At 64.5% G+C, this 12,511-nt stretch carries 13 protein-coding genes; 4 read left to right on the top strand and 9 right to left on the bottom strand.

The window, feature by feature from the left end:
• Positions 1–71: 71 nt before the first annotated feature.
• The 4 genes from B3M58_RS20045 to B3M58_RS20030 all read right to left on the bottom strand — a co-directional run bounded on the left by B3M58_RS20045 (position 72) and on the right by B3M58_RS20030 (position 4,304).
• The gene (locus B3M58_RS20045) at positions 72–2,135 is read right to left on the bottom strand and encodes a putative bifunctional diguanylate cyclase/phosphodiesterase (protein WP_296221864.1); all 2,064 of its coding nucleotides are present in this window, start codon (positions 2,133–2,135) and stop codon (positions 72–74) included.
• Positions 2,136–2,506: 371 nt separating this feature from the next.
• Positions 2,507–3,088: a superoxide dismutase gene (locus B3M58_RS20040; protein WP_296221862.1), complete on the bottom strand. Its 582-nt coding sequence runs from the start codon at positions 3,086–3,088 to the stop codon at positions 2,507–2,509.
• A gap of 197 nt (positions 3,089–3,285) precedes the next feature.
• Complete coding sequence (locus tag B3M58_RS20035) at positions 3,286–3,897, bottom strand: LysE/ArgO family amino acid transporter (RefSeq protein ID WP_296221858.1); 612 nt, start codon at positions 3,895–3,897, stop codon at positions 3,286–3,288.
• Positions 3,898–3,902: 5 nt separating this feature from the next.
• Positions 3,903–4,304 carry an ACT domain-containing protein gene (locus B3M58_RS20030; protein ID WP_296221857.1) on the bottom strand — a complete coding sequence of 134 codons (402 nt, stop codon included), beginning with the start codon at positions 4,302–4,304 and terminating at the stop codon, positions 3,903–3,905.
• Between the two features lie 100 nt (positions 4,305–4,404).
• Here B3M58_RS20030 and B3M58_RS20025 point away from each other — a divergent pair, with 100 nt between their 5' ends.
• Positions 4,405–5,301, top strand: coding sequence for a LysR family transcriptional regulator ArgP (locus tag B3M58_RS20025; protein ID WP_296221855.1), 897 nt, complete (start codon positions 4,405–4,407; stop codon positions 5,299–5,301).
• Positions 5,302–5,315: 14 nt separating this feature from the next.
• On the opposite strand, the gene B3M58_RS20020 is transcribed toward B3M58_RS20025, so the two are convergent.
• Complete coding sequence (locus B3M58_RS20020) at positions 5,316–6,374, bottom strand: saccharopine dehydrogenase family protein (RefSeq protein WP_296221854.1); 1,059 nt, start codon at positions 6,372–6,374, stop codon at positions 5,316–5,318.
• Positions 6,375–6,545: 171 nt separating this feature from the next.
• On the opposite strand from B3M58_RS20020, the gene B3M58_RS20015 reads away from it, so the two are divergent.
• Positions 6,546–7,538: an NAD-dependent epimerase/dehydratase family protein gene (locus B3M58_RS20015; RefSeq protein ID WP_296221852.1), complete on the top strand. Its 993-nt coding sequence runs from the start codon at positions 6,546–6,548 to the stop codon at positions 7,536–7,538.
• A 6-nt stretch (positions 7,539–7,544) separates the two neighbouring features.
• On the opposite strand, the gene B3M58_RS20010 is transcribed toward B3M58_RS20015, so the two are convergent.
• Entirely contained in the window at positions 7,545–7,862 is a 318-nt protein-coding gene (locus B3M58_RS20010; RefSeq protein ID WP_296221850.1) for a hypothetical protein, read from the bottom strand.
• A gap of 316 nt (positions 7,863–8,178) precedes the next feature.
• On the opposite strand from B3M58_RS20010, the gene B3M58_RS20005 reads away from it, so the two are divergent.
• Positions 8,179–9,027, top strand: coding sequence for an ATPase (locus tag B3M58_RS20005; RefSeq protein ID WP_296221848.1), 849 nt, complete (start codon positions 8,179–8,181; stop codon positions 9,025–9,027).
• Between the two features lie 153 nt (positions 9,028–9,180).
• Here the strand turns inward: B3M58_RS20005 and B3M58_RS20000 are convergent, their stop codons facing one another.
• The 3 genes from B3M58_RS20000 to B3M58_RS19990 are packed head-to-tail and all read right to left on the bottom strand — an operon-like array spanning position 9,181 to position 11,757.
• Positions 9,181–10,230, bottom strand: coding sequence for an alkene reductase (locus B3M58_RS20000; RefSeq protein WP_296221845.1), 1,050 nt, complete (start codon positions 10,228–10,230; stop codon positions 9,181–9,183).
• On the bottom strand, positions 10,227–11,408 hold the full coding sequence (locus tag B3M58_RS19995) for an MFS transporter (protein WP_296221844.1): 1,182 nt from the start codon (positions 11,406–11,408) through the stop codon (positions 10,227–10,229). The genes B3M58_RS20000 and B3M58_RS19995 overlap by 4 nt, the downstream gene beginning before the upstream one ends.
• 46 nt (positions 11,409–11,454) lie before the next feature.
• Positions 11,455–11,757, bottom strand: a complete 303-nt coding sequence (locus B3M58_RS19990) for an ArsR/SmtB family transcription factor (RefSeq protein WP_296221842.1) — start codon at positions 11,755–11,757, stop codon at positions 11,455–11,457.
• A 127-nt stretch (positions 11,758–11,884) separates the two neighbouring features.
• Here B3M58_RS19990 and B3M58_RS19985 point away from each other — a divergent pair, with 127 nt between their 5' ends.
• Positions 11,885–12,466 (top strand): ACP phosphodiesterase, encoded by a 582-nt coding sequence (locus tag B3M58_RS19985; protein ID WP_296221841.1) that lies wholly within the window; start codon positions 11,885–11,887, stop codon positions 12,464–12,466.
• Positions 12,467–12,511 lie beyond the last annotated feature (45 nt).

Here is a 12,511-nt window from a genome sequence, read left to right as displayed (position 1 = left end):
AAACCTTATTCAGGACGGGACACATAGCCAATAAAAAGCCCGCCAAACGGCGGGCTTTTGGGGCACACGATTCACAACGTGGCGGGGTTGGCGGCGGCGTTGATGCGCCGGGCCTGTTTGAGGTAGAGGGTCAGTTCACGGGCGGGCAGCGGCTTGCTGTAGAAGTAGCCCTGACCTTCGTGGCAGCCCTGGGCAATGATGTAGGCCTCCTGCTCGGCGGTTTCCACGCCCTCGGCGATCACCTGCATGCCCAGGCTCTTACCGAGTTGGATGATGGCGCGCACGATGGTGGCGTCGTCTTCATCTTCCAGCAGGTCTTGGACGAAGCTCTTGTCGATCTTGATCTTGTCCAGCGGCAGGCTTTTCAAGTAGCTCAGCGAGGAATAGCCGGTGCCGAAGTCGTCGATGGCGATCAGCGCGCCGGAGCGGCGCAAGCTGAGCAGGTGTTGGGCAGCGGTGCTGATGTCTTCCATCAGGCCGGTTTCGGTGACTTCCAGCTCCAGGCTACGTGGCGGCAGGCGATAGACCTGCATCAGGTTGTTGACCACGCGCGGTAGTTCGGCGTGGTGCAACTGCACGGTGGACAGGTTGATCGCCATGCGCATGTCGCTGAAGCCCTGATCGTGCCAGTCGCGCAGTTGGCGGCAGGCCTGGTCGAGAATCCACTCGCCAATCGCAATGATGGTGCCGTTTTGCTCGGCCAGTGGAATGAACAGGTCCGGCGGCACCAAACCATGCTGCGGGTGCTGCCAGCGCAGCAGTGCCTCGACGCCCACCACGCGGTGGTCGCGGTAATCCACTTGCGGCTGGTAGACCAGGTGCAGCTGGTTCTGCGCCAGGGCGTCGCGCAGGTCTTTTTCCAGTTCGCGGCGGCGGCGCATTTCGCTGTCGACGCTGGCGATGTAGAACTGATAGCGGTTGCGCGAGCGACTCTTGGCCAGGGTCATGGTCTGCTCGGCTTTTTGCAGGAGCTTCTCGGTGCTGTCGCCGTCTTCCGGGAACAAAGTGATGCCGATGGTCGCGCGCAAGCGCACTTCCTGCTGGTCGAGCATGAACGGGGTTTCCAGGTCGTCCAGTACGCTCTGCGCGAGTTCGGCGGCCTCGTAGGGCTGTTCGATGTCGGCCTGAACCAGGGCGAACTGGTCGCCGCCCAGGCGGGCCAGCGCGCCGAGGCGGCCGCTGTGGCTACGCAAGCGGTCGGACAGGGCCAGCAGCAGTTGGTCGCCGGTCTGGTAGCTGAACTGTTCGTTGATGCCCTTGAAGTCATCCAGGCCCACGCACAGCACCGCGACCCGGCGTTGCAGACGGCCGGCGTCATCGAGGATCTGGTCGAGCTGCTGCTGCAGTTGCTGGCGGTTCGGCAGGCCGGTGAGGAAGTCGTACTGGGCCAGGCGCAGTAGGCTGTTTTCCGCTTCGCGGCGCAGGTGGGTGTTGCGTTCGATGGAGGCGAGTAACTGGTTGGCGGTGTTGATCCACAGGCCCAGTTCGTTCTTCTCGTTGCCCTTGAGCATCGGCAGCTTGTGCTCGCTGGGGCGGTCCGGGTTGATGCTGGTCAGGTGTTCGATAATTTTCGACAGTGGCTTGGTCAGCAGCCAGTGGTACACGAGGTACAGCACCAGGGCCATGGCCAGGGCGCGCAATACGCCGGAGATGAAGATGATCACCGAGTTGGTGACGAAGCTTTCGCCATAAGGCGCGGTGTCGAGGGTGATGCTGAGGTCGCCGTAGTACTCGCTGTAAGGCCCGCGACCGACCAGTTGGGTGGTGAAGTTCTGTTCCTCGCCGAGAATCGGGTCGGTCAGCCAGCGGGTCGGCAGTTGCACCGGTTCGCGTGAGCGCTCCGCGAGCATCGGCTCGTTGGGGTGGCCAATCGCGGCAACGCGTACCGACTCATGCTGGAACAGGCCTTCGATCACCTGCATGCCCATCTCGCGATCCAGGCTGTACACCGCCTGGGTCGAGGGATCGCGGAACATGCCGAGAATCCGGTGAGCATCGTTGGCCACTGCCTGACGAGTCTTGTACACGTCGAAGACAATTTGCGCACAGCTCAATACCACACCGACGACCAGTGCCGAGAGCAGCACTACGCGCAGCAACTTCAGAGACAGGCTGTTCTTGAGTTCCAGCTTCAAGTGGCGGTTCCTTGTTCGATGCCGGAGGCGTCAGACCGTTGTGAGTATTGGCAAACTCACGGTTGCCGTCAAAGGGCCATTACATCAAATCGGTTTCAGCCGATGGGCTGCGCGCCTGAGATCGGCTTACCTGCACTGTGTCGGTGCGAGGTGTGACGGACTTGAATGCCATTCAGCACCCTAGTGTTGGGCACAAGGCGTTGGGGAGAATCAGTCGGCAGTGAGTTTTCGCCCTGTTGTACATCGGCGTCGGCCCGGTCGCGGCAAGCCAGGCATTGAGTCGTACAGTGGCGTACCTGGCGCTGTTGCCGGAACGGCTCCAGACAGCAAAAACCCGGCGCGGCGGCCGGGTTTTTGTACATCGGTGCTGCTTAGGCGGCGTAGTTTTTCGCTACGAAGTCCCAGTTGACCAGGTTCCAGAACGCTTCAACGTACTTCGGCCGCAGATTGCGGTAGTCGATGTAGTAAGCGTGCTCCCACACGTCGCAGGTCAGCAACGGGGTATCGCCGCTGGTCAGCGGGCAACCGGCACCGATGGTGCTGGCCAGGGCCAGGGAACCGTCAGCCTTCTTCACCAGCCAGCCCCAGCCGGAACCGAAGGTGCCGATGGAGGTCTTGCTGAATTCTTCCTTGAACTTGTCGAAGGAACCGAAGGCGGCGTTGATCGCGTCGGCCAGGGCACCGCTCGGTTGACCGCCGGCGTTGGGCGCCAGGCAGTTCCAGTAAAAGGTGTGGTTCCAGACCTGGGCGGCGTTGTTGAAGATGCCGCCGGAGGAGGTCTTGACGATCTCTTCCAGGGTCTTGCCTTCGAACTCGGTGCCAGGAACCAGGTTGTTCAGGTTCACGACGTAGGTGTTGTGGTGCTTGTCGTGGTGGAATTCCAGGGTTTCCTTGGAAATGTGCGGCTGCAGAGCATCATGAGCGTACGGCAGTGGCGGCAATTCGAAAGCCATGGTTTATCTCCTAATCAGGTCAGTTGCGGTGAGCGCAAGGCCGATCACGGGCGGCCAGACATGCGCCGGGGAGTTTGTACTCTTTGCGACGCAGACCGAGGATCATAGCACCGGGCCTGCGCCATAACCACGCAGCAACTGTGTGGGAAAGCCGGTGCCAGGGCCTTGCGCGCGGCGGCGAAGGCCGCTTCGAGGCTTCAGGCGGTTGCCGGGTTGCTCAGCAATTGCCAGGCGATGCTGAGCATCATCGCGGCCACCGCCAGGTCGATCAGTCGCCAGGTGGCGGGCCGTGACAGCCAGGGCGCGAGCCGGGCGGCGCCCAGCGCCAGGCACAGAAACCAGAGCAGCGAGGCGCTGGCCGCTCCCAGCGCATAGGCACCGGGGACGCTTTGCTGGGCGCCGAGCGAGCCGATCAACAGCACGGTGTCGAGGTACACGTGCGGGTTGAGCAGGGTCACCGCCAGGGCGGCGAGCAACACGCTGCGCAGCGAGCGCGGGGCGTCTTGGCGTTGCTGCTGCAGCCCTTGTGGGCGTAGCGCGCGGAGCAACGCCTGGGCGCCGTACCAGAGCAGGAACGCCGCGCCCCCCCAGCGTGCGATGCCGAGCAGCAGCGGGCTTTGCGTCAGCAGGGCCGCCAGGCCGAACACGCCGGCGGTGACCAGCAGCGCATCGCACACCACGCACAGGAGGGCCACGGGCAGGTGATGCTCGCGGCGCAGGCTTTGCGCCAGGACGAAGGCGTTCTGCGCGCCTAGGGCGATGATCAGGCCGGCGGCGATCAGTAAACCGTTGCTGTAGCTCTGCCACATCGCCGTTACTCCGCCGTGCTTGCCAGGTGCCGCAACACTTCGACCGCCCGCGGCCCATCGGTTTTGGCGACGAACAGGTGGTCGTGGTGGTAGCCGGCGATCACGTTGCAACTGATGCCGGCGTTGGCCAGGGCGGTGGCGACGGCGGCGGTGAGGCCGACCGCACTGAGCGCCGAGTGCACGTCCAGGGTCAGCCAGGCGGCGAGGTAGGCGAAACTCAGACCCAGCGCTTCGGCCTGCTGGCGCGTGAGGATCACGCTCAGGCCTTCATGCTCGCGAAAGCTGCCGAGCGGTTGCACCGCGCCCAGGCACTGAGTGTCGACGAGGCTGCAGAACACATAGTCGCCGTCGTTCAGTCGCGGGCTCATGCTGCGCAGCAAGGTGGGGAGCGACGTTTCGCCGGTCATGGTCTTTCCTCGAATCGATGGGCTGGAGAGGTAGCCAGTCTGCGGGGTGTGGCTGTATAAGAAAAAACAATCCTGCTGATCTCTCATTAGGAAAACTAATTTGTTCGATTACAAGTTACTGGCCGCTCTGGCCGCGGTGGTGGAGCAGGCCGGTTTCGAGCGGGCGGCCCAGGTGCTGGGCCTCTCGCAGTCGGCGGTGTCGCAGCGCATCAAGTTGCTCGAAGCGCGGGTCGGCCAGCCGGTGCTGGTGCGCGCCACGCCGCCGACGCCGACCGAGATCGGCCGGCGTTTGCTCAACCACGTGCAACAGGTGCGCCTGCTTGAGCGCGACTTGCAGAGCCAGGTGCCGGCGCTGGACGAGAGCCGCTTGCCCGAGCGCCTGCGCATTGCCTTGAACGCCGACAGCCTGGCCACTTGGTGGGCCGCGGCGGTGGGCGATTTCTGCGCCGCGCACCGGGTGTTGCTCGACCTGGTGGTGGAGGATCAGGACGTCGGCCTCAAACGCATGCGCGCGGGCGAGGTGGCGGCCTGCGTGTGCGCCAGTGAGCGTCCGGTGGCCGGTGCGCGCAGCCTGCTTCTGGGCGCCATGCGCTATCGCGCGCTGGCCAGCCCCGGGTTTATCGCGCGGCATTTTCCGCGTGGGGTTACGCCGGCGGCGCTGGCCCAGGTGCCGGCCATCGTCTTCGGCCCGGACGACCTGTTGCAGCACCGCTACTTGGCCGCGCTCGGCGTCGAGGGCGGCTTTATTCATCACCTGTGTCCCTCTTCCGAGGGCTTCGTGCGGCTTGCCGGGGGCGGGCTGGGCTGGGGCCTGGTGCCGGAGCAGCAGGTGTTGGCCGAATTGGCCAGGGGCGAGCTGGTCGAGCTGATCGCCGACCAGCCGATCGATGTGCCGTTGTATTGGCACCACTGGCGCAACGGCGGCGAGTTGCTGAGCGAGCTCACCGCCCATCTGGCCCGCACGGCTGCCGAGACGCTAGTCGCGGCCGATGTGTAGGCCGGGTTGGCCGCTCAGGTAATCACGATCGGAGTGGACCCCGGCAGTTGTTCCACGCAGCGCGCGCCGAGCAGTTTCGACGGTGTGTAGTAACCGCCGGTGCCGCTGTAGTCGAGCAGGTGACGCACTGCCAGCAGCGTGCCGTGTACCGTGACGTCGTAGCCGTTGGCGGTTGTCAGGCGCGCCGTGCGCACCTCGCCGGCGGCGTTGCGCGCCTCGCCCCACAGCCAGGTGCGCAGGCGTTCGCGGGTCGCCTGGTCGGGGCCGTGCACGCGCTTGTCGACCAAACGCTTGAGCCAGTTTTGCACCGACTCCAGGCCGAGCAGCGGGCGTAGCGGGTCGATCAGGCGCATGCCGAGTGCCAGCGCTGGCGGGGCGGGCAGGTAGACCTCGATATTGTCGATGCCGGTGGAATAGTAGGCGGTCGCCACGTCGCCCCAGGGGATGGTTACCGCGTTTTTTTCGCCCCGCCCGAAGTTGATCGCGCGGCGTTTATAGCCCAGCGGCACATCGGTGATGATCCCGGCGCGGCGTACCTTGCCGCCAAACTTGAGGCCTTCCACCGTGGTTTTCGCGGTGCCCGGCGACAAGCCGCTGGCGGTGTCGAAACCCAGGGCCAGTTCGTGGGCATCGGGCAGCGCCTGGTGCAGGCAGGCCGCCAGGCAATCGCTGGGAATCACATCGAAGCCGACCCCGGGGCAGACCACCACGCCGAGCGCCCGCGCTTCGCTATCGCGGCGCTGGGCGGCCTCGAATACGCCGATCTCGCCGGTGATGTCGACGTAGTGCGTGGCGCTGGCCAGGCAGGCATCGAGCATGGGCGCGCTGGTGGCGGAAAATGGTCCGGCGCAGTGGGCGACGACCGCGACATCGGCCAGTGCCGCGCTGGCCCGCTCACGCTGCTGCACATCGAAAATCCGGCATTCCAGGCCGAGCAGGCTACCCAGCGCATGCACCGCCGCCGGGTTGCGCCCGCCGAGGATCGGCGTCAGGCCCTGGCGCTGCGCCTCGGCGGCCAGCAGGTGACCGGTGTAACCGTTGGCGCCATAAATCATCCAGTGCTGGGAAGCCATGCCGAACTCCTGTGGGGATTGGGGGTGACGGGTAACAGGGTAGCCGTTTGTCGCCGAGGCAGGCATCGGTTGCCTGGTTTGCACGGTCGCTGTTCTGGCGTGCAACGACACAGCGGCGCGCGGGTGGCGCTGCTAGAGTGCGCTGACGGTCGAGCATAACGGGGAGTGGCGATGAAGATTCTGGTAACCGGCGCAAGCGGCTTTATCGGCGGGCGTTTCGCCCGTTTTGCCCTGGAGCAGGGCCTGAGCGTGCGGGTCAACGGGCGCCGTGCCGAGGGCGTGGAGCATCTGGTCAAGCGTGGCGCCGAGTTCGTCCAGGGCGACTTGTCCGACCCGGAGCTGGTGCAGCGGCTCTGTCAGGATATCGAAGCGGTGGTGCACTGCGCCGGTGCGGTGGGGGTGTGGGGCCGTTATCAAGACTTTCACCAGGCCAACGTGGTGGTGACCGGGAACGTGATTGAGGGTTGCCTTAAACAGCGGGTTCGGCGCCTGGTGCACCTGTCGTCGCCGTCGATCTATTTCGACGGCCAGTCGCATGTGGCGATCAAGGAAGAGCAGGTGCCCAAGCGTTTTTTCGATCATTACGGCAAGACCAAATTCCTCGCCGAGCAGCAGGTGTTCGGTGCCCAGGAGTTCGGCCTGGAAGTGCTGGCGTTGCGCCCGCGCTCGGTCACTGGGGCCGGTGATACCAGCATCTTTCCGCGGTTGATCAATATGCAGCGCAAGGGGCGCTTGTCGATCATCGGTAACGGTCTCAATCGGGTCGACTTCACCAGTATGCAGAACCTCAACGACGCCCTGTTCAGCGCTTTGCTGGCCGCCGGGCCGGCGTTGGGTAAGGCCTACAACATCAGCAATGGCACGCCGGTGCCGCTGTGGGATGCGGTCAACTATGTCCTGCGCCAACTGGATCTGCCGCCGGTGACCCGGCATCTGCCCTATGCCCTGGCCTACAGCGCTGCCGCGCTCAACGAAGGGCTGTGCGCGCTATTACCGGGGCGCCCGGAGCCGACGTTGTTCCGCCTGGGGGTGGCAGTGATGGCCAAGGATTTTTCACTGGACATCAGCCGAGCCCGGCAGTACCTGGAATATGAGCCGCAGGTCAGTGTATGGACGGCGCTGGATGAGTTCTGCCAGTGGTGGAAGGCCCATCACCCTCACTGAACTCGCTCAGGCGTAGACCCGTTGCCCGCGGTACATGCGCACCGAGCCGCTTGCCGGCCGGGCTTGTGCATCCTCGACCAGCAGCGGGTGGCCTGCTTGCAGGCGAGGCGCCGGTCTGTCTGGCGCGGGGTTGAACGGCTGGTCGCTGTATTGGGCGAGGAGTTGACCGAGCTGGCGGGTTTCTTCGCTGGTCGAGCTCAGGCAGGCGCTGAGCATCGTGTTGATGGCGTTCGGCTGGCTCATGCGAATGTCCACCGCCAACTCGTCGCGCAGTCGGCGGCGCAAGCTCTTCATGCAATCCAACACTTCTCTATTCAGTTCCATGTGCCGCCCTCTGTGAATAGTGGCCTGTGTACCGTCCATCCCGAATGACGCGAAGCGCGTCCCGCCGATACCCGCGCGTGCGAGTCGCCGCCTGCATCGCGCCAAGGCGCTGGGCAAACGTCGCAAATAGACAAGTGCAAAGCGCATACCAGTTCACACCATGCGGAACTGCGCGGCCTGTAGCCGGTCGATGTGCCAGTGCCACGCCCTTCGTCGGTGCAGGTTGCACTGGCTTGGCGCGGCACTGAAGCGTTGCGCGCGAACCGTTATACTGCGCGGCACTTCGCTCCCTCAGCGTATTTTTAAAGGTTTACCCATGCGTAACGATGCTCACGACGAACTCGATCATGTGCCCAGCCTGACCACCGATAAGCGTGATCGCGATGACTTCGACGAGGCCCACCCCGAGCCTGCGGCGCGTACGCCGGCATATGCCCGCGCCCCCGCCGCACCGGTGAAGAGCGCCAGTACCGGGCCGCTGTGGGCACTGGTCGGGGCGCTGACCATTGCTCTGGGCGGTCTGGGCTGGTGGAGCTTCCAGCAGATTGGCCTGATGGAGCAGCAACTGGTCGCCACTCAGGAGAGTTTCGCGCGTATCAGCGAGGAGGCCGCCGGGCGTATCCAGGATATTTCCGGCAAGGTGGTCGCCACCGAATCCACGGTGACCAGCGGCAGCGAAGCGCTGAAGCTGCAAGTCAAACAACTGGAAAACAAGCTGGCCGAGCTGAGCAAGCAACAGCAGACGGTTGTCAGTCAGCAAAGCGGGCAGGGCAAGCGCCTCGAGCAACTGGCGGCCGACCTGAAGACCCAGCAGGGCGCCACCAGCAAGTTCGAGGCGCCGCTGAAAAGCCTGAGCAGCGAGCAGGCGTCGCTGAAGGCCGAACTGGCGGCATTGAAAACCGCCCAGGGCGGCCTCGGTAAATTCGAAGGCCAGCTTAAAAGCCTCGGTGGCGAGGTCGACGCGCTGAAGAAAATCGGCAACCCGAACCAGGCCATCGGCCGTCTGGAGCAAGACCTGCTGGTGCTGAAAAGCGACCTGGAAACCCGCCCGGCGCCGAGCAGCAACACCGCTGAGTTCGATGCCTTCCGCGCGCAGATGACCCGCAACATCAGCACCCTGCAAGCGCAGGTGCAGAACTTGCAACAACAGATCGACGCGCGCTAAGGGCGCGCAGGCGCCTGTTGCTAGGCTGAGCCGAAGCCCACCTACGGCTTATCGCCTTTGCAACCGGTCATGACACAGCACCTAAAAAGCCCGCATGGACCGCGGGCTTTTTTGTGGGCGAATACGCGCTGCAAAAGCCGCGATTCTGCCGGTTTACAGGCGTGGGTAGTCGATATAACCGACTGGGCCTGCGGCGTAGAAGGTTTCCGGCTTTGGCTCGTTCAACGGCGCGTCCTGCTCCAGGCGAGCCGGCAGGTCGGGGTTGGCGATAAAGGGGACGCCGAAGGCCACTGCATCGGCCTTGCCGCTGGCCAGCCAGGCATTGGCCTGGGTCTTGGTGAAGCGCTCGTTGGCGATAAATACACCGCCGAAGGCTTGCTTCAGGCTTGGCGACAGGCTGTCGTCGGCTTCCTGCTCACGGGCGCAGATAAAGGCGATGCCGCGTTTGCCCAGTTCCTGCGCCACGTAAGTGAAGGTCTCGGCGCGGTTGGTGTCGCCCATGTTGTGCAGGTCTGCGCGTGGCGACAGGTGCATGCCGACACGGCCGGCGTCCCACACGGATAGCACGGCATCGGTGACTTCCAGCATCAGCCGTGCGCGGTTTTCCAGGGCGCCGCCGTACTGGTCGGTACGCTGGTTGGTGCTGTCCTGGAGGAACTGGTCGAGCAGGTAGCCGTTGGCGCCGTGGATTTCCACGCCGTCGAAACCGGCGGCCTTGGCGTTTTCCGCCGCATGGCGATAGGCCTCGACGATATCAGCGATCTCTTCGGTTTCCAGGGCGCGCGGGGTGACGTAGTCCTTCATCGGGCGCACCAGGCTGACATGCCCGGTCGGTTGGATGGCGCTCGGCGCGACCGGCAATTCGCCGTTCAGGTACAGCGGGTCGGAAATCCGCCCGACGTGCCAGAGTTGCAGGACGATCTTGCCGCCGTTGGCGTGCACCGCCTTGGTGATGTTGCTCCAGCCGCGGACCTGGTCATCCGACCAGATACCGGGAGTGTCCGGGTAGCCGACGCCCATCGGAGTGACGGAGGTGGCTTCGCTGATGATCAGCCCGGCGCTGGCGCGTTGCACGTAGTACTCGGCCATCAGCGCGTTGGGCACGCGGCCTTCATCGGCGCGGCAGCGGGTCAGCGGGGCCATGATGATGCGGTTTTTCAGTTGCAGGTCGCCAATGGTGATCGGGTCGAAAAGTGTAGTCATGGGACAGTCCTCTCAGGGGTGAGTGCAAGTTCGGGTTCAGGGCTACGGGTACTAAAAGTCAGCAGGGTGGCCAGCAGCGCCAGTACAGCGAGTACGGCAGCGGCCAGCGGTACGCGGGTGAGGCCGAAGCCTTCGGCGATCACCAGGCCGCCGATCCAGGCACCCAAGGCGTTGCCGAGGTTGAAGGCGCCGATATTCAGGGTCGACACCAGGTTCGGTGCGCCGCTGCCGAAGGCCACTACGTTGACTTGCAGCGCAGGCACTGCGGCAAAGGCGGCGGTGGCCCAGAGAAACAGGGTGATCTCGGCGGGAATCAGCGCCTGGCTGGTCCAGCTGAAGACGCTGGAGACCAGCGCCATGGCGACGAATACGCCGAGCAGGGTGGCTTTCAGGTTGCGGTCGGCCAGGCGGCCGCCGAGCACATTGCCCAGCGTCAGGCCGAGGCCGATCAGCAGCAGCGTCCAGGTAATGCCGCTGGGCGAGATACCGGTGACTTCGCCGAGCAATGGGGCGATGTAGGTGAACAGGGCGAACATCGAGGCGGAGAACAGCACCGTGGTGCTCAGCGCCAACCACAGCCCGGTGCCGCGCAGGGCGCGCACTTCGCTGGCAAGGTCGGCTTTGACTTCCTCGGTGTGGTTCGGCAGCACGCGCCACAGGCCGATCAGGGCGATCACCCCGATCAACGTCACCGCCCAGAAGGTCGAGCGCCAGCCGGCGTATTGCCCCAGCGCCGTGCCCAGCGGTACGCCGAGCACGTTGGCCAGGGTCAGGCCGGTGAACATCAGGGCGACCGCCGAGGCGCGGCGGTTGGCGGGCACCAGGCTGGCGGCGACCACCGAACCGATACCGAAGAACGCACCGTGGCAGAGGGCGGTGATCACCCGGGCGAGCATCAGCATCTGGTAGTCGCTGGCCAATGCGCAGAACAGATTGCCGCCGATAAAGATGCCCATCAGCGTCAGCAGCGCGGCTTTGCGCGGCCAACTGGACGTGGCCAGGGCCATGAACGGCGCGCCGATGGCCACACCGAGGGCGTAACCGGTGATCAGCCAGCCGGCGCCCGGAATCGACACGCCGAGATCAGCGGCAACCTCCGGCAGCAGGCCCATGATGACGAACTCCGTGGTGCCGATGGCAAACGCGGACAAAGCGAGAACGAGAAGCGCTGTGGGCATGCCGCCAGCTCCTGAAGTAAGAGGGTGAGCAGAGAGGTGGGTCGGGTTACAGCTCGTGACTGATATGGCGCAGGAAGGCCTGAATGGTGTCCTCGTTACGCTTGAAGAAGTGCCATTGGCCGACCTTCTTGCTGCTGATCAGGCCGGCGCGCTGCAGGGTCGCCAGGTGCGCGGAGACGGTCGACTGCGACAGGCCGGTGCGCTGGTCGATCTTGCCGGCACACACGCCGATTTCCAGCGGGTGATCCTGGTCGGCGAAATACGCCTGCGGGTCTTTCAACCAGTGCAGGATGTCGCGCCGTACCGGGTGGGCCAGGGCTTTGATTACTTCATCGATATCGATGGCCATCGTCGGGCTCCAAGGGCTGCTGTCACGCCATATCGCGATGGGGCGAACTTTATATCGGTGATTGGCGATATACAGATCGTTTGTGCCGATAGTCATCATCACGCGTGCTGATGTGTAAGCTGTGGCGATGAACTACCTCGCGCATCTACACCTGGGCGGCGACGCACCGGCGCAACTGCTGGGCAGCCTGTATGGCGATTTCGTCAAAGGGCCGCTGGCTGGGCAGTGGCCGGCGGAGATCGAGGCGGCGATCCGCCTGCATCGGCGTATCGATGTGTTTACCGACAGCCATCCGCTGCAAATGCAAGCGCGGGCGCGCTTTGCCGCCGAGCGCCGGCGTTACAGCGGCATCCTGCTGGATATCTTCTTCGACCATTGCCTGGCGCGGCACTGGGCCGACTACGCCAGCGAGCCATTGCCGCACTTTACCGGCCGGGTCTACCAGGTGTTGGCCGCCGAGCCGCGTTTGCCCGAGCGCCTGGCGCTGATCGCCCCGCGCATGGCCGCGCAGGATTGGCTGGGCAGTTACCGCGAATTCGCCGTGCTGGAGCAGGTGGTCGCGGGGATCGACCGGCGTCTGTCGCGGCCGGGGTTGCTGGCGGGCGGCCTGGATGAGCTGGAGCGACTGTATCAGCCGCTGCTGGAGGATTTTCGCCAGTTCTATCCCGAGCTGCAGGCGTATGTCGCCCGTGAACACGCAGGCCGTTGAGAAACTACCTACGTTGCCGATACGGCGTTAAAAACGGCCTCGTAT

The organism is Pseudomonas sp. UBA2684, from assembly GCA_002354655.1.
Classification (GTDB): domain Bacteria; phylum Pseudomonadota; class Gammaproteobacteria; order Pseudomonadales; family Pseudomonadaceae; genus Aquipseudomonas.
Note: the sequence above shows the minus strand (reverse complement) of the source record. Positions and strands in the feature narration are given on the sequence as shown.